14 protein-coding genes are annotated in these 15,907 nt (G+C 47.7%); 11 read left to right on the plus strand and 3 right to left on the minus strand.

Annotated features, from left to right (window positions below; all coding sequences use genetic code 11):
- Position 1: 1 nt before the first annotated feature.
- The 4 genes from rsxD (at position 2) to nth (ending at position 3,315) form a co-directional block, all read left to right on the plus strand.
- Complete coding sequence (rsxD, locus tag AC5YB3_RS00700; protein ID WP_259522762.1) at positions 2 to 1,051, plus strand: electron transport complex subunit RsxD; 1,050 nt, start codon at positions 2 to 4, stop codon at positions 1,049 to 1,051.
- A gap of 56 nt (positions 1,052 to 1,107) precedes the next feature.
- Positions 1,108 to 1,746, plus strand: coding sequence for an electron transport complex subunit RsxG (rsxG, locus tag AC5YB3_RS00705; RefSeq protein WP_006081539.1), 639 nt, complete (start codon positions 1,108 to 1,110; stop codon positions 1,744 to 1,746).
- The gene (locus AC5YB3_RS00710; protein WP_413485030.1) at positions 1,739 to 2,437 is read left to right on the plus strand and encodes an electron transport complex subunit E; all 699 of its coding nucleotides are present in this window, start codon (positions 1,739 to 1,741) and stop codon (positions 2,435 to 2,437) included. Before rsxG ends, AC5YB3_RS00710 begins: the two co-directional genes overlap by 8 nt.
- A 236-nt stretch (positions 2,438 to 2,673) precedes the next feature.
- Positions 2,674 to 3,315: an endonuclease III gene (gene nth / locus AC5YB3_RS00715; RefSeq protein WP_012089126.1), complete on the plus strand. Its 642-nt coding sequence runs from the start codon at positions 2,674 to 2,676 to the stop codon at positions 3,313 to 3,315.
- A gap of 11 nt (positions 3,316 to 3,326) precedes the next feature.
- Here the strand turns inward: nth and AC5YB3_RS00720 are convergent, their stop codons facing one another.
- Complete coding sequence (locus AC5YB3_RS00720) at positions 3,327 to 3,584, minus strand: hypothetical protein (RefSeq protein ID WP_006087316.1); 258 nt, start codon at positions 3,582 to 3,584, stop codon at positions 3,327 to 3,329.
- A gap of 462 nt (positions 3,585 to 4,046) precedes the next feature.
- Between AC5YB3_RS00720 and gloA the strand changes: the two genes are divergently transcribed.
- On the plus strand, positions 4,047 to 4,457 hold the full coding sequence (gloA, locus tag AC5YB3_RS00725; protein ID WP_006087315.1) for a lactoylglutathione lyase: 411 nt from the start codon (positions 4,047 to 4,049) through the stop codon (positions 4,455 to 4,457).
- A gap of 158 nt (positions 4,458 to 4,615) precedes the next feature.
- On the opposite strand, the gene msrQ is transcribed toward gloA, so the two are convergent.
- Positions 4,616 to 5,284: a protein-methionine-sulfoxide reductase heme-binding subunit MsrQ gene (gene msrQ, locus AC5YB3_RS00730; RefSeq protein ID WP_494526311.1), complete on the minus strand. Its 669-nt coding sequence runs from the start codon at positions 5,282 to 5,284 to the stop codon at positions 4,616 to 4,618.
- A 43-nt stretch (positions 5,285 to 5,327) separates the two neighbouring features.
- The gene (gene msrP / locus AC5YB3_RS00735) at positions 5,328 to 6,362 is read right to left on the minus strand and encodes a protein-methionine-sulfoxide reductase catalytic subunit MsrP (RefSeq protein ID WP_494526312.1); all 1,035 of its coding nucleotides are present in this window, start codon (positions 6,360 to 6,362) and stop codon (positions 5,328 to 5,330) included.
- Between the two features lie 312 nt (positions 6,363 to 6,674).
- On the opposite strand from msrP, the gene rmuC reads away from it, so the two are divergent.
- The 6 genes from rmuC to AC5YB3_RS00765 all read left to right on the plus strand — a co-directional run bounded on the left by rmuC (position 6,675) and on the right by AC5YB3_RS00765 (position 15,775).
- Positions 6,675 to 8,204 carry a DNA recombination protein RmuC gene (gene rmuC / locus AC5YB3_RS00740; RefSeq protein WP_494526313.1) on the plus strand — a complete coding sequence of 510 codons (1,530 nt, stop codon included), beginning with the start codon at positions 6,675 to 6,677 and terminating at the stop codon, positions 8,202 to 8,204.
- Between the two features lie 186 nt (positions 8,205 to 8,390).
- On the plus strand, positions 8,391 to 10,316 hold the full coding sequence (locus AC5YB3_RS00745; RefSeq protein ID WP_494527209.1) for a transglycosylase SLT domain-containing protein: 1,926 nt from the start codon (positions 8,391 to 8,393) through the stop codon (positions 10,314 to 10,316).
- A gap of 239 nt (positions 10,317 to 10,555) precedes the next feature.
- Positions 10,556 to 11,260 (plus strand): EAL domain-containing protein, encoded by a 705-nt coding sequence (locus AC5YB3_RS00750; RefSeq protein ID WP_259521722.1) that lies wholly within the window; start codon positions 10,556 to 10,558, stop codon positions 11,258 to 11,260.
- Between the two features lie 184 nt (positions 11,261 to 11,444).
- Positions 11,445 to 12,356: an AAA family ATPase gene (locus AC5YB3_RS00755; RefSeq protein ID WP_126492017.1), complete on the plus strand. Its 912-nt coding sequence runs from the start codon at positions 11,445 to 11,447 to the stop codon at positions 12,354 to 12,356.
- A gap of 99 nt (positions 12,357 to 12,455) precedes the next feature.
- Complete coding sequence (locus AC5YB3_RS00760) at positions 12,456 to 13,553, plus strand: DUF58 domain-containing protein (protein WP_432329246.1); 1,098 nt, start codon at positions 12,456 to 12,458, stop codon at positions 13,551 to 13,553.
- Positions 13,550 to 15,775, plus strand: coding sequence for a transglutaminase TgpA family protein (locus tag AC5YB3_RS00765; protein ID WP_494526314.1), 2,226 nt, complete (start codon positions 13,550 to 13,552; stop codon positions 15,773 to 15,775). The genes AC5YB3_RS00760 and AC5YB3_RS00765 overlap by 4 nt, the downstream gene beginning before the upstream one ends.
- Positions 15,776 to 15,907 lie beyond the last annotated feature (132 nt).

Consider the following 15,907-nt stretch of genomic DNA (forward strand, 5'->3'; position numbering starts at 1 on the left):
AATGGCGTTTAAAATAGCCTCATCACCCCATGTAACGCGTAACTTGCATACCTCAACGGTCATGCAAAGGGTGATTTTATGTTTACTGCCGGGCCTTGTCGTGCAATGTGCCTTTTTTGGCTGGGGCACACTTGTGCAAGTCCTGCTGGCGATCCTCGTCGCCTTAAGCTGCGAAGCCGCAGTGATGAAACTTCGCAATCGCAATATCAAAGCGAGCCTTAGCGATAACAGCGCCATGCTCACCGCCATCTTAATTGGTGTCGCCATTCCGCCCCTCGCCCCTTGGTGGATGATCGTCATGGGCACCGCCTTTGCGATCGTCATAGTTAAGCACCTCTACGGCGGCTTAGGCCATAACCTATTCAACCCTGCAATGGCGGCATATGTATTGCTGTTAGTCTCGTTCCCTGTGCAAATGACCACCTGGATAGCACCGAGCACCGTTGCACTGCATTCACCCAGCCTTGTTGAAAGCTTGCAACTTATCTTTAATGTTGGCGCGCACGTGAATATGGAGCAGTTCCGTTTAGGCATTGATGGCATGACAATGGCGACGCCACTCGATACCCTCAAAACCGATTTATCCATGGGATTAACCACCACAGAAAGTCTCACCAAAGCCATTTTTGATGGCAGTACAGGCGTAGGTTGGTTCTGGGTCAACTTGGCCTATCTTACTGGCGGGTTAGTGTTACTTAAACTTAAAGCCATTCGCTGGCACATCAGCACTGGCGTGTTATTAGGGCTCTTTGTGGCATCGAGTATCGGTTTCTTACTGTCACCCGATACCCAAGCCAGTCCACTGATGCATCTGTTTTCTGGCGCGACCATGTTAGCGGCGTTTTTTATCGCCACCGATCCCGTTACAGCCGCAACCAGTCCCCGTGGTCGCATTATCTTCGGCGCGTTAATTGGTGTGTTGGTGTATATCATCCGCACGAAAGGCGGTTACCCTGACGCCTTCGCCTTTGCCGTGTTACTGGCCAACCTCTGCGCGCCCTTTATTGACTATTACGTGCGTCCACGCACCTATGGCCATTCAACGAGCTAAGGTCATGCTAAGCGATAACATCATTCTGCGGGCAACGAGAGCTTAAGGATAAAAAGTTGAAAAATCCGATGATTAAAAATGGTTTTTTATTGGCATTGTTTGCTTTGATTTGCACTGGGCTCGTCGCCGCAGTCAATCAACAAACTGTTGATAAAATTAAGCAGCAAGAACAGCAGGAATTAATGCGAGTGTTACATCAATTAATCCCTGATGAGATGCACGATAACGAGCTAACGGCTCAATGTACTTTGCTGCTGGATAAAGACGCATTAGGAACCGACAGCCCAATGCCCGCCTATATAGCCACCAGTGCAGGCAAACCTGTGGCCATCGCCATTGAAGCCATCGCGCCCGATGGCTATAACGGCAATATTAAGTTGATTGTGGGTATTAGCACAAAAGGCGAAGTCCTAGGCGTTCGCACCTTAGCTCACCAAGAGACACCCGGGCTCGGTGATAAAATCGATCTGCGTAAATCCAATTGGGTCTCTCAGTTTGTCGGTAAAGTGTTAGGCTCGGCAGATGACAAACAATGGTTGGTTAAAAAAGACGGTGGCGATTTTGATCAATTTACCGGCGCGACTATCACCCCGCGCGCTTATGTCAAAGCAGTCAAAAACGCAGTATGGTATTTCAACAATAACCAAGCGCAAATTTTCAGTCTGCCGCTAAATTGTGAGGCCAACCATGACTAATTATCGCGAAATTGCTTGGCAAGGTCTGTGGAAGAATAACCCTGGCCTAGTGCAACTGTTAGGCTTGTGCCCCCTGCTTGCGGTCACAGCGACGATCACGAACGCCCTTGGCCTTGGTCTAGCGACTATGTTGGTGCTGATTGGCTCTAACATTTTGGTGTCGCTGGTGCGCGACTATGTGCCCAAAGAAATTCGTATTCCGGTATTTGTGATGATCATCGCCGCGCTGGTGACCACAGTGCAACTGCTTATCAATGCCTATGCCTACGGTCTGTATTTATCCCTTGGGATCTTCCTGCCGTTGATTGTGACCAACTGCATCATTATCGGTCGCGCCGAAGCCTTCGCCTCGCGCAATAACGCCTTTAGCGCCGCCTTCGATGGACTCATGATGGGACTCGGTTTTACCTTAGTGCTTACAGTACTTGGCGCAACGCGGGAAATATTAGGACAAGGCACACTGTTTGATGGCGCCGATCAACTGCTCGGTCCGTGGGCAAAATCCTTAACCATCCATTTATGGCAAGTCGATACTCCTTTTCTGCTCTCTATGCTGCCACCTGGCGCATTTATCGTCATGGGATTATTGATTGCACTGAAGAATGTGATTGATAAAAAAGTGAAAGAACGCCAACCTCAAGTCGCCGCAGAGCCAAGTGTCACCCGCGCGCGGATCACTAAGGTTGGTTAGGCTTTCGACATAAAGGCCTAATCCCAGCATAGTACTGAGTATGGTGTTCAACGCTTAATGTGCGCCTAGCGCACTTAAGCGACTGGAATTAAAAATAATATATCAAAGCATAAGCACTCTGCATAAGAACTCAAAGCATAGGAAATCAGCAGGTCTAGGTTTCAAGCTCGTTCAATCATCATTAATACCCTATTGATAATGGCTAGTTGAACCCAACAACCGCGCAGGAATCGTACATGAATCAAGAAAAACGCATCCAGATCCTCACCCGTCTTCGCGATAACAATCCGAAACCTGAAACCGAACTCAATTTTTCCAGTCCTTTTGAACTCTTAGTCGCGGTGACCTTATCCGCCCAAGCGACGGATGTGAGCGTTAACAAGGCAACGGACAAACTCTTTCCTGTGGCGAACACGGCCCATAGCATTTATGCTCTTGGCGTCGATGGTTTAAAACAATACATAAAAACCATAGGCTTATATAACAACAAAGCCGTCAATGTGATCAAAGCCTGTGAGATCTTAATTGAGAAATACAATGGTGAAGTGCCTGAAAACCGCGAAGCCCTAGAGTCTCTGCCAGGCGTTGGCCGTAAAACGGCAAACGTGGTGCTCAATACTGCGTTTGGTTGGCCAACCATCGCCGTTGACACCCATATTTTCCGCCTCGCTAATCGCACTAAATTTGCACCCGGCAAGAACGTGGTCGAAGTGGAAGATAAAATGCTGAAAGTCGTGCCTGCAGAATTTAAAGTCGATGTGCATCACTGGTTTATCTTGCACGGGCGCTACACTTGCCTCGCGCGCAAACCTCGCTGCGGCAGCTGTATCATTGAAGACTTGTGCGAATTTAAAGAAAAAATCTATCCTGAAGAATAAACCCAAGCAAGTTAGCCTTGGCTTTTCTTCTCGAGCAAACTGACTAACTCTTCATATTTCGGCCCTTGCCCAAATTGCGGCAAGGCCACTGCAAAGACCACGAGTCCAAAGGCCATATAAATGGCGAACTCATTGACCCACAAACCAGATATCGTCAGTCCAGTACCCAGCACGACTAATGCAATCACAGCTAACCGCACCTTCTGCGCCATCTGTACTTTTCGCTTAGCCGATGCAATGAATGCTATTTCAGTTTCGCTAAACAACATCTTCAAATCCTTGTTAAGTTTTACGTGCATTAAATCACAGACAAACAAAAAGCCGCAATAGCGGCTTTTTGCTTAACTTGGTACAAGGTTAACTGAAACTTGTATTGCTAGTTAAAAGATTGAAACAAAGAACGCGCTGAAAAATAAAGCAATTACAAGTGTAGTGCCTAAGGCCATTTTAAGTTCGGTGTTCATCATTCACTCTCCTAGTTGGTATGGCCATATTATCGTCAACCCTGCGGTAAAAACCCATGTTTGTATCTGTGTTTTGTGAGCGACAGCCAATTTATCGGCAATTTTCTTTTCAAAATTCGCAAAATCGTCCGTCGACAGCAAGCCTTTCCCTATCCTAGCCAGCCATGTTGGTCAAGTTCGATAAAAACACAATGGATGACATTTGTAGTCATACGCACATACATTTTTGATATACTCCTCGCCGAAATCTATTTATAGAGAGGACCTATGTCGCAACTATTACACACTATGATCCGCGTCGGTAACTTAGAACGCAGTATTGCTTTTTATACTGAAGTGCTCGGCATGAAACTCCTTCGCACCTCTGAAAACCCAGAGTACAAATATTCTTTAGCTTTCGTGGGTTACGGTGAAGAGTCCACTGGCCAAGCCGTTGTTGAACTGACCTATAACTGGGGCACAGACAAATACGATTTAGGCACAGGCTTTGGCCACTTAGCCATTGGCGATGAAGATATTTACGCCCGTTGTGCTGCTATTGCTGCAGCCGGTGGCAAAGTAACACGCGCCCCAGGTCCAGTCGCAGGCGGCACCACTGAGATTGCCTTTGTTGAAGATCCAGACGGTTATAAAATTGAGTTCATCCAAATGAAATCGGCGACTCAAGGTTTAGGTTAAGTCTTGCCACCTGAGCAAGAAGATTAACTGAGCAGAACAGTTCGCTAAATGAGAAATGCCGAATCTTGATTCGGCATTTTTGTTTTTATAATTTATATATTGCGTTAGGCACAAAGAAACGTAAAACAAGCCAACGATTCACCGCTCGCACTATGCGTTTAAGCTGATTTTATCGACGTTTTATCTTGTCCACTGGTCGTCTTTTTCACGGTTTTACTCATCCCTTTGCGGTTGAGGATGCGCTTAAGCCAAGGCGTGCGCCATAGCAATAACACGCTAAAACCTAAGATATAAAGACTCGGCTCAATGATTTCCGATTTTACCGACCAGTAAAAATGGATTGGCGCCAATATCGCGACCAAATACACGCCATTGTGCAAGGTTTGCCAACGGCGCCCCATCTTACGCATCAAGGCTTTAAACGAAGTCACCGCCAAGGCGGTGACGATAAGGTACGCCACGGCACCGACTAGAATATACGGCCGTTTTACCACTTCGCTAAACAGCAACTCCCAAGCAAACAACAGATCTAAACTAAAAAAGGCCAAGATATGCAAAGTGGCATAGGCAAACACATATAACCCCACTAAACGGCGGGTCTGCATCAACAGCCCTTGCTTGGTCAGCTTGGCAATCGGTGAGATCAGCAAGGTCGCCGCAAGGGCATTTAATGCGCCTATGCCCGTGTAGTGAATAATGTGCTGCACGGGATCGCCACCGGCACGGCCCAACACCACAGTGAGCACAAGGTAGACGATGGGCACTAAACCCAACAAATGAAATAACGTCTTTAGCCAAAATAAGTGCTTAGCGGTTAATCTCAACATAGGTGGTCCCCGCTTAATGGCGAATCCCCTAACAAAAAACCAATCAATAGTATTTCCTCAGATCCATGCCGTCATACAGTGAAGCCACAAACTCGCCGTAACCGTTGAACGGCTGGGTATCGATGCGGGTTGCTGAAAATAATCCCCCCTCGCCGATACGACGCTCTGTGGCCTGCGACCAGCGCGGATGATCCACCGCCGGATTGACGTTGGCATAGAATCCATACTCGTGTGAGGCAAGTTGATTCCAACTGGTCGGCGGTTGCTTGTCCATCACTCGAATTCGCACTATCGATTTAATACTCTTAAAACCGTACTTCCATGGCACCACTAAGCGGATTGGCGCCCCATTTTGCGGTGGCAGGGTTTTGCCATACAAACCCACCGACATTAAGGTTAAATCGTTCATGGCTTCGGCTAAGGTGAGCCCTTCAACATAGGGATAGTGAATACCGCCGCCCATTAATCGGCTCTTCTGCCCCGGCATTTGCTCGGGATCGAAGGCGGTTTCGAAGGCGACATACTTGCCCTTGCTAGTTACACCCACTTTTTTCAATAATGCCGCCAGCGGGAACCCCACCCAAGGGATCACCATGGACCAAGCTTCAACGCAGCGCAGACGATAATTACGCTCCTCAAGCGGGAACATTTTAGTTAGATCATTAAAATCTAAAGTCATGGGCCGTTCGACTTCACCTTCGATACGCAGTTGCCAAGGATCGACTTTAAAACCTTGGGCATTATTGAAGGGATCTTGCTTGTCCGTACCAAACTCGTAAAAGTTATTGTGCTGCGTCACCTTATCCAGCGGAGTTAACACATCAGCATCACCGTATTGCTTATTGGTTTGAAAAGTCAGTGGCGTAGTGATAAATGAGGACTTAGGCTGATCGCCAAATAAATCGAACAATCCGGCCTGCACGTAACCTGGCACACTGGCGCCGATAGCACCAAGCCCCATGGCTTTCACAATCTGCCGGCGCGAGCGAAACACCGCTTCGGGCGTCACTTGGTTATCTTGCATGTGCCACTGCGCTTTTTTAAGAATACCTGGGGTAAAACGGGAATGTTTAGCCAATTGACACCTCTACCATCTAATGATTAACGCCACCGAGTCGCGATAAAAGCTTATCTGGCGCTCGTCTGTATCGCTCACTTCTATGTTCACTTCTATGTTCACTTCTATGTTCACTTCTATGTTCACTTCTATGCTCACTTTAATATAGACAGGTCAAAGCCAGAAAAACTTTCCACCCGTGAATAAATTCACCTTAAACGTATAAGACTTGCTCATTCAAGCATTAAGCGCAGATATAGTTGATTAAAGGGCTTGAAGCCTATTGGGCGGCATGCGAACCTAAGCGCCAAAGCTAAAGGAGTGCTATTGATCATGCCATTTTCTCAATCTTTTTCCGTCGCCGAAATCATCGGCCTTCTCGCCATTGCCTTCTTAGGCCTGTTGATCGGTGCCCTGCTCAACCAAAGACTTACCCGCCAACGTTGGCAACAACACAAAGACCAACTTGAGCAAGAGATGCGTCAAGTGAATGAAGATGCTGAATTATCATTAGCACAACAGCAAATTTTGGTTGATGACAAAGAGGCGCAACTGCGCCAATACCAGCAGCGCCTTGAGCTCAAAATTGAACAATTAGGTAAAGCCGAGGCCTTAGCCGAACGTGTACCCACCTTAGAGCAACAATTGAATGACAGCCAGCGCCGTCAGTTAGAAATTCAATTGGCGCTGTCGAAATCCAATGCCATGCAGCAAACCATTCAAGCCAAGGCCGATGCCCAGCAAGAATCACTGCAGGATAAAATCGCCAGCCTAGAATCGGCCGAAGTGCGCTTACAGACCCAATTTGAAAACCTCGCCAATCGAATCTTTGAAGAACGTAGCGAAAACTTTAAGCATCAAAATGCCAGTCAACTCGAAGGCGTGCTTGGACCATTGAAACAACAGCTTGAAGGATTCAGACAGCAAATTCGTGAATCCTACACCCACGAACAGTCCGAGCGCAGCGCCCTTAAACATCAACTTGAGCACCTCAGAGATCTCAATCTGAAGATGAGCCAAGATGCAATCAACCTGACAAAAGCGCTCAAGGGTGATAACAAGCAGCAAGGTAACTGGGGTGAAGTGATCCTCGATCGCGTACTGCAGGAAAGCGGCCTACGCGAAGGCCATGAATACCATACCCAGCAAGATCTCAAGGACGACAACGGTAAGCGCTTTAAGCCGGATGTGATTGTGCATCTGCCAGAAAATAAAGACGTGGTCATCGATGCTAAGATGTCCTTGGTCAGTTATGAGCGTTACTTTAACAGTGAAGATCCTGCCCTGCGCCAACAGGCGATTAATGAGCATGTGATCTCGATTCGCAGCCACATTAAGGGCTTGAGTCAAAAGGATTATCAACATCTGCACGGTCTTAAGAGCCTCGATTATGTGTTGATGTTTATTCCTATTGAACCGGCATTTTTACTGGCGTTAGAGCATGATCCTAGCCTAGTCAATTTTGCCCTTGAGCAGAATATCATGTTGGTGAGCCCGACGAATTTACTGGTGGCCCTGCGCACCATTAACAATATTTGGCGCTACGAATATCAAAACCAACACGCGCAAACTATTGCAAAACAAGCAGGTCGAATTTACGACAAGTTATGTGGTTATATTGAAGACATGGAAAAACTCGGTCGTGCCTTAGATAACGCCGAAAAAACCTATCACAGCGCCATGAACAAGCTGTCATCGGGCAAAGGTAACTTAGTGCGTCAAGCCCACTTAATGCAGCAACTCGGGGTCGATACCAGTAAACAGCTGGATAAAATGCTGCTAGAAAAAGCACTCAATGAAGCCCAAGACGATAACGACACACAGGATGATGACGCTGACGCTGCCGCCAACGCGCGATCCTAAGGACACAGAACTCGAACCCGCATAATGCCCAAATTGATAAACTGAGTTGATAAATTGAGTTAATAAACTGATTTGATAAACAAAGTTAATAGACCTAATTGATTGATAGAGTTGAACACTCGCCAATAACCTTGAATCGATACGGACATGTCGATTGATACCTTGATGCCCGGAGGCAAACGCTCCATGTGCAAAGCCGTGATGAATGTGGTTATATCCAGCGCAATATTGCTCGCAGGCGCCTTGAATGCCCCTTCTGCATTCGCGTTAACGCCAACGCAGAAAACCTTCCTTGAGGCCGAAAAAGCCTTAAAGAAACAAGACTATGAAGTCTATAAACCCCTACGGGCAAAATTGGGCGATTATCCGCTGGCAATTTACTTAGACCATGATATCGACATCGGCGATCTCAATGGTTTGCATGGCGCTGCGGCAAAAAATCTGATTGATAAGTATCAAACTACGCCTATGTACAACAGGTTAAGGTCTAAATACTTAAACAATGCGGGCACCCAAAAACGCTGGAGTGATTATCTTGCAATAAGTCCCGATGTCCCTACCGACATCCGCCTGCAATGTTATTACTACGAAGCAAAACTTGCCAAGGGCGAGATAAAAACCGCCTATGCGGCGGCGCAATCACTCTGGGTCTTTGGTAGTTCACGGCCAAAAGAATGTGATCCCCTGTTCAACGCTTGGACCAAAGCGGGTAAACGCACTCAAGATGTGATCTGGGCGCGGATGATGCTGAGTTTTGAGACTGGCGAAACCAGTCTGCTGAGCTATTTATCCCAGAAAATCACCACCCATAATAACGAAGCGAAGCGCTTAGTCGCCGTGTATAAAGATCCAAACAGCCTGCGCCATACCGAAAAGTTTAAGGATAAAAATCCGATTGTGGGTGACATAGTCTCGGCGGGATTAAAACGCCTTGCCCGCAAGGATCTCGACCAAGCGATTAATTTGTATGAACGGTATCAAAAAGCTAATCGTTTCACGCCAGCACAAGCCCAACAACTGGATAAATACTTGGTTCGCCGCATCTTAATCGAACAAGATGATAGCCATAAAAGCTATGTCGACAATGTACTGGCCGAGCTGAAAAGTGACGACTTATTTGAACGCCGGTTAAGATGGGCCATTCGCGATCACGACATGCGCAGCATTGCCCGTTATTTAAATTTACTGCAACCAGAAACCTTGGCTAAGGAGCGCTGGCAATATTGGCTCTATCGCACGAATGCTAAAGATGCGCCAGAAAGTGCCACCAAAGCGCTGGCGACAATCAGCAATGAACGTAATTTTTACGGTTTTGCCGCCGCACAGTTTTTAAATAAACCCGTCTCGCTGAATCAAAGCCCTGAGCCTATCGTCGACGCCAGCAGCCAAAAATTAACCGATGATGTGGGTTTTGCGCGCGTGCAAGAGCTAATGGCGCTGGATCGTTATTTCGATGCGCGTTACGAATGGATGTCGCTGCTCAGACGCAGTGACAACACAATGCGTGCCCGTTACGGCCGTTATGCCCATGAGCAAGGCTGGTACGACTTTGGCGTCGAAGCCAGTATCCAAGGTAAGTTGTGGGACGACATTCCCTTACGCTTCCCGATGGCGCACCAAGAAGGTTTTGAGCACGCCAGCAAAAAGCACAAAGTGAACATCGATGAGATTCGAGCGATCAGTCGCCGCGAGAGCGCGTTTTATCTTTATGCGACCTCAGGCGTGGGTGCCCGCGGCTTAATGCAAATTATGCCTGCGACCGCTAAAGCAACCGCCAAGAAACATGGCGCTAAATATAGCGATCCTAAGGATCTTTACAGCGCAGAGCTTAACCTCAATCTTGGCAGTGCTTACTATGCCCAGTTGTTAAAAGAGTTTAACCAGAACCGTATCCTCGCGACCGCCGCCTATAACGCAGGCCCGTCACGGGTGCGTCGCTGGTTGGCAAACTCGGATGGAAAACTCGATGCCATGGGCTTTATCGAAGCTATTCCCTTCACTGAGACCCGTGAATATGTGCAAGCCGTCTTCAGCTATCGATTGATTTATGAGGCGCAGGAGCAAAAAGCGCAGCCCTTATTCAGCGAAGCCGAACTGAAGTTTGCTTACTAACTTGCGACATAAAAAGGAACTCGATACTCAGCAGTATCGAGTTCCTACTTTTCAGCATACCCTAAGGTAATGCTCATGCTTTAACCGCCAAAAATTCTGAATGATATTCTCTAAATTCAAATAATTAGCAAAGCGAATAATTATTCAGCAATCACGCCGTTTTATCGTAAACTTGTTTGCACTGCGAGGCATTAAATGCGAATAATTAGTATTAATGCATTAAGACTCCCATTAGGCCCATGATTAACCTTAGTTCGTTAACGCTCAGCTGCGAATACCAACCCTTTGTCGATCCCCATACGTTAGCCATCGACGGCTATGAAGCCTTAGCGCGTTTTTATCTACCTGATGGCGATGCGGTTGCACCCAATGTCGTGTTTGAGCAATTGCATGAATCCACAGAATTACTCGCCGCCGTTGAATATCAAGCCAAAGCATTTCAACTCGCTCACGCGCCCAGCCAGCAGCGCATTTTTATCAATGTCGATCCCCACGCTGTCGATGGACCACATACTGCCAAGCTTATAAAGCTGTTATCGCAGTACCAGCAAGTCACGGTCGAGATCATTGAAAATACCTGCATTAACGATGCCCAGCTTGCCAATCAGCTATTCAGCCAATTTAAACAAGCAAATATCAAGGTCGCGCTGGACGATATTGGTGCGCCCCACTCTATGCTTTGTGTCGATTTGATGATGAATGTGGACTATCTCAAGTTCGATCGCCATTGGTTAACCCACATCACGCATTCCGAGGGAGTCCAGTTACTCATAGCGCTGATTAACTTTGCCAAGCAAACCAATAAACAGTGCATTCTAGAAGGCATAGAAACCGAAGCCCACTTGGCGTTTGCGCGAGACATAGGCGTCGACTTAGTCCAAGGCTTTCTGTTTAAATCTTGGTTTATTCGCCCCACCCGCAGCCAAGTGCTGTGTCTTGCATAGATCCACGCGCCGCCCTTTGACTTTGCGCCACCAGCACACGCAAGCCTAAACGTCATTCAGTCGAGTAATTGATTTCGCACTAGAAATGCACTGGATAAGCAGGCGATGATCCGCCATAGTAGTAAAGCTTGTCTGCTTTCGCATGCACTTTCAGTTACGCTTTTAAATGTATTAGGAGTCGCCCGTGGCACAATCTGGGATCAGCGAATTACTACATCAACTCGAACAAGTGTTGCTGGGCAAACCAAGGCAAATTCGGCTTGCTTTGGCCTGCATTCTCGCCCGCGGCCACCTGTTGATTGAAGATTTACCCGGCATGGGTAAAACCAGTATTTCCCATGGCATAGCCCAAAGCTTAGGCTTGAGTTACCAAAGAATTCAATTTACCAGCGACATGCTGCCCGCTGATATTCTCGGCGTGTCTATTTTTGATAAACATCAGGCGCAATTTATCTTCCATCCAGGGCCGATTTTTAAGCAGATGATCTTGGCCGATGAAATTAACCGCGCCAGCCCTAAGACCCAAAGTGCCTTGCTTGAAGCGATGGCCGAACAACAAATCTCAGTCGATGGCATCACCCACAGATTACCCAATCCTTTCTTTGTGATCGCGACTCAAAATCCCACCGATCAATCCGGCACTTTTCCGCTGCCAGAATCGCAGCTCGACCGGTTTATGATGCGTCTGTCAATTGGTTATCCAAGCCACGACGCCGAACTTGCGATGCTGAAGAGCAATCATAACCACTTAACCTTAGCTCAACTGCCCCAATGCTTGACACCACTGGCCTTGATGCAACTGCAAGAACAGTGCGACAAGGTCAGCGCTTCCGATGCCTTACTCAATTACATTCTAGCCTTAGTGAATTTTTCTCGCAGCCAAAGTGATAGCGTGGGTTTATCGCCCCGCGCCACCAAAGCCCTATTGCAAGCCGCTAAGGCATGGGCTTTTTTAGAGGGTCGACATTATTTAGTCCCTGAAGATGTACAAGCGGTCTTTTGCTGCGTGGCGGAGCACAGACTGAGAACCAGTAGCCAATTACAAGGCGAAGCCTTATCCGAGCGAATTCTGGCGAGTGTTAACCCCATCATGTAGCGAGCCGCTGTCATGAACGATATCGCTAAGGCATGCAGTTAATCGAGCAGTTAACCTAGGCATTAAAGCAAGTCATTCAACCATGGAAGTGATGCAGAAGTGAAACGACTGATACGCCCTACTTTCGTTCCGATTCTAGTACCGATTTGGCAGCGTTGGTTAGCAAGGCGTTTACCACCGAGTCCTGAAATCACCTTAAGCCATCGCAGCATTTTTATTTTGCCGAGCGGTTTTGGCTTAGTTTGGCTCGGGTTGGTTTTACTCTTATATCTATTTGGCACTAACTATCAAAATAACTTAGTCATTGGCCTTAGCATCTTATTATTAAGCCTGTTTAATACCTGTATTCTCTACAGTTACAAAAATCTGGCGGGTCTACATTTACGCGCCATGACGCCACCCGAAGTCTATGCAGGCGAAACCTTAACCTTTCCGGTCCTCATCAGCACCCATCACAGTGGTCATAATATCCAGCTTAACTATCCGCATAATCGCACTTATACGGTGCATAACGTCAGCACAGATGAACAGCAAGCGCTCGTGCCCTTCGAATATCATCAGCGGGGCCAAGTGTCACCGGGTAGGCTCAAAATTGAATCCTTCTATCCCTTAGGGCTGTGCCGCGCATGGTCCCATGTGGATTTGGCCATTAGTCACTTAGTCTTTGCCCAGCCGATTGAAGCACCGCTGCAGCTTGAGGCTGATCATACACAGTCGGAGCAAGATCCCCTGTTGCTGGCGGGTAAACATGTGTCAGGTATCGATGAGTTTAAAGGACTTAAACCCCATGTGCTCGGCGAGTCCCTCAAGCAAGTGGCGTGGAAACAGTGGGCGCAGGGTCGCGGTATGTTGAGTAAAGAGTTTCAGCAGCCCCAAGGCGATCCCGTTTGGTTAAGACTCAGACCCGATGCTAAACGGCTCGAAACCCAGTTGAGTCAATTAAGCTGGCAAATCAATAAACTCACGCAACTCGAGCAGTATTTCGGCTTACATCTGCAAACACCCATGGGCGAGGATATATTGATCGCGCCCTCTATTGGTCATAACCATAGAATCGCCTGCCATAAGGCCCTTGCCTTGTATCCACAGCTAGCGCCGTCCGCCGTTAATTCGTCATCAGCGGCAAAGCACTCAAATAAAACGGCTAAAACCACCAGCAAGAAACGTCATATCCCGACCTCGAGGGAACAGGCATGACATTAACGGCCAGCAGCACGACACCGCAAATTGGCGATAACATCAGCCGTCAGACACTCTTTTGGTTATTGATCACCAATATCGCCGTACTGAGCCCGCTATTTGATAAAACCACGCCTTGGACCTTAGGCATTTGCGCAATTTGTTTGCTGTGGCGTGTGGGGATTTATGTCGGCAAAGTGGCAAAGCCCCCGCGTTTTCTGGTCACCAGTCTTGCGATCGGCACCGCAACCACACTGGCACTCGTTTCAAAGGAAATAGGCTTACTCAACGCGCTCGTGAATCTGCTGCTGCTAGGTTACGCCTTAAAATATATTGAAATGCGTAACCAAAGGGATGTGCGCGTTGTCGTCCTCGCGGGCTATTTTATTATCGCGCTGACCTTTATTGATCACCAATCCTTACTCAATACCGCGCATTTACTCGTGGTGACTTTGATCAACACCTGCGTGCTCGTAACTCTGTATCAAGATAAACACTCCCTAAAACATACGGCATTGCTTGGTAGTAAATTCTTGCTACAGAGTATGCCCCTCGCGCTGCTGTTGTTTTTAGTATTACCGCGTTTTGCGCCGCTCTGGTTAGTACCCAACATGAAAGAAGCGCAAACGGGCTTGTCCGATAGTCTGGCCATTGGTGATATCGGCAAGCTCACCCGTTCGACCGAACTGGCCTTTAGGGCGAGTTTTACCAATGCGGCGCCCATTAATGCTGAGTTATATTGGCGCGCGCTGGTGATGGAAAACTATGACGGTATGACTTGGCGTCAGGAGGAAGGCATTAAAAAGCTGCAAAAAGATGCGCTGCTGTTTCCGCCATCACGGCCCAGTCCTGCATTGATGCTTAATAGCCCAGCTTTGACGGTCACCAGTCCTGACGCTATGACCAGTAATGCTGATTTAATGACCAATGTCCCTGATTTAACAAAGAGCCCCGCTTCGATAAGCAGCGAAGATCAAGATGCTGCAAAACAAGACAAGCAAAATAATAAGCCTAGTCTTCGTTACCAAGTGATTGCTGAGCCGAGCCACCAGCCGTGGTTATTTGGCCTCGATGTCGCCTACAGCCAAGATGATAGTGTGGTCAATATGCCCGACTATCGGCTGTTAGCACTGCGCAATGTCGATCAGCGAATGAGTTATCAAGTGGAGTCTTGGCCCAAGGCGAAGATGGATCTCAAGCTCTCGGCGCGGCAAAGGCAGATTAACCTCGAACTGCCGAGTAACAGTAATCCACGAACTTGGGCGCTGGCCGAGCAATTCAAGACTCAATATCCCGAACCTAAGCCACGACTGTGGGCCATGATGCGCCACTTTAATACCGAGCCTTTTTTCTACACACTCACGCCGCCTCCCCTTGGACCGCAACAAGTGGATGATTTTCTATTTGAAAACAAAGCCGGATTTTGTGTGCACTATGCCGCAGCCTTTATTTTTATGACGCGGGCCACAGGCTTACCCGCGCGTATGGTTACAGGCTATCAGGGCGGTGAGTTTAATCCGCAAGCGGGTTACTACAGCGTGTATCAATATATGGCCCACGCATGGGCAGAGGTTTGGATCGAAGGTGAAGGTTGGGTACGTTTCGATCCGACCGCTATGGTGGCGCCCGATCGAATCGAACAAGGATTCGACGCCCAGTTTGATCCCGCGCTGAGTTACCTGCAGGAAAGTCCTTTTAGTAGCTTACGCTTTAAATCCATGCCTTGGCTCAATGAGTTAAGGCAACGTTTTGCCAGCATAGATTATTACTGGAGCGTGTGGGTACTGGGCTTCAACCAAGATAGGCAGAATCAAGTGCTCAGCGGCATCTTAGGTGATGTAACTAACACTAAAATCGCGGTATTTATGGGGCTGTGTATCAGCCTTATCGTGCTCTATATCGCCTACAGTGCGGGGCTATTACATTTTAGCACTCAAGGCGATCCTATCAGCGCTCGCTATCAACAGGTCTGCAATCGCCTCGCCCGCCATGGTATTAAACGCAATGACAGTGATGGGCCAAACCAATTTGCGCAGCAGATTATCGAGCAATACCAACACAGTGCACCACTGCTTTGTGCGCTAATGCACACCTTTACCCAAAGTTATGTGGCGCTGAAGTATCAAGATTTACCGGCTGATGCCTATCAAGCGCATTTAACAAAATTTAAAGCGGCGGCGAAGCAACTGAATTGGTTATTGCTCAGGGCTAAGGTGAAAAAGAAGTTCACGCTAGCCTAGGATTTGTAAACTGAGCATTAGCCGGCCAAGTTGCATCAGTTCAAGGCTCAGTAAACGCCTAAAATTGCGGGTTAATTCCACAGAAGCAGCAATAGTGTTGAATCTTATAAATCAAACACATAGAATTGTTTT

This window comes from Shewanella sp. 1311 (assembly GCF_059338235.1).

What these genes read in the sequence shown, in the direction of transcription:
- gloA (WP_006087315.1), top strand. Translation starts at nt 4,047, where the DNA reads ATGTCGCAACTATTACACACTATGATCCGCGTCGGTAACTTAGAACGC.
- AC5YB3_RS00750 (WP_259521722.1), top strand. Translation starts at nt 10,556, where the DNA reads ATGATTAACCTTAGTTCGTTAACGCTCAGCTGCGAATACCAACCCTTT.
- AC5YB3_RS00745 (WP_494527209.1), top strand. Translation starts at nt 8,391, where the DNA reads ATGTGCAAAGCCGTGATGAATGTGGTTATATCCAGCGCAATATTGCTC.
- AC5YB3_RS00765 (WP_494526314.1), top strand. Translation starts at nt 13,550, where the DNA reads ATGACATTAACGGCCAGCAGCACGACACCGCAAATTGGCGATAACATC.
- AC5YB3_RS00720 (WP_006087316.1), bottom strand. Translation starts at nt 3,584, where the DNA reads ATGTTGTTTAGCGAAACTGAAATAGCATTCATTGCATCGGCTAAGCGA.
- AC5YB3_RS00710 (WP_413485030.1), top strand. Translation starts at nt 1,739, where the DNA reads ATGACTAATTATCGCGAAATTGCTTGGCAAGGTCTGTGGAAGAATAAC.
- rsxD (WP_259522762.1), top strand. Translation starts at nt 2, where the DNA reads ATGGCGTTTAAAATAGCCTCATCACCCCATGTAACGCGTAACTTGCAT.
- msrQ (WP_494526311.1), bottom strand. Translation starts at nt 5,284, where the DNA reads ATGTTGAGATTAACCGCTAAGCACTTATTTTGGCTAAAGACGTTATTT.
- rmuC (WP_494526313.1), top strand. Translation starts at nt 6,675, where the DNA reads ATGCCATTTTCTCAATCTTTTTCCGTCGCCGAAATCATCGGCCTTCTC.
- nth (WP_012089126.1), top strand. Translation starts at nt 2,674, where the DNA reads ATGAATCAAGAAAAACGCATCCAGATCCTCACCCGTCTTCGCGATAAC.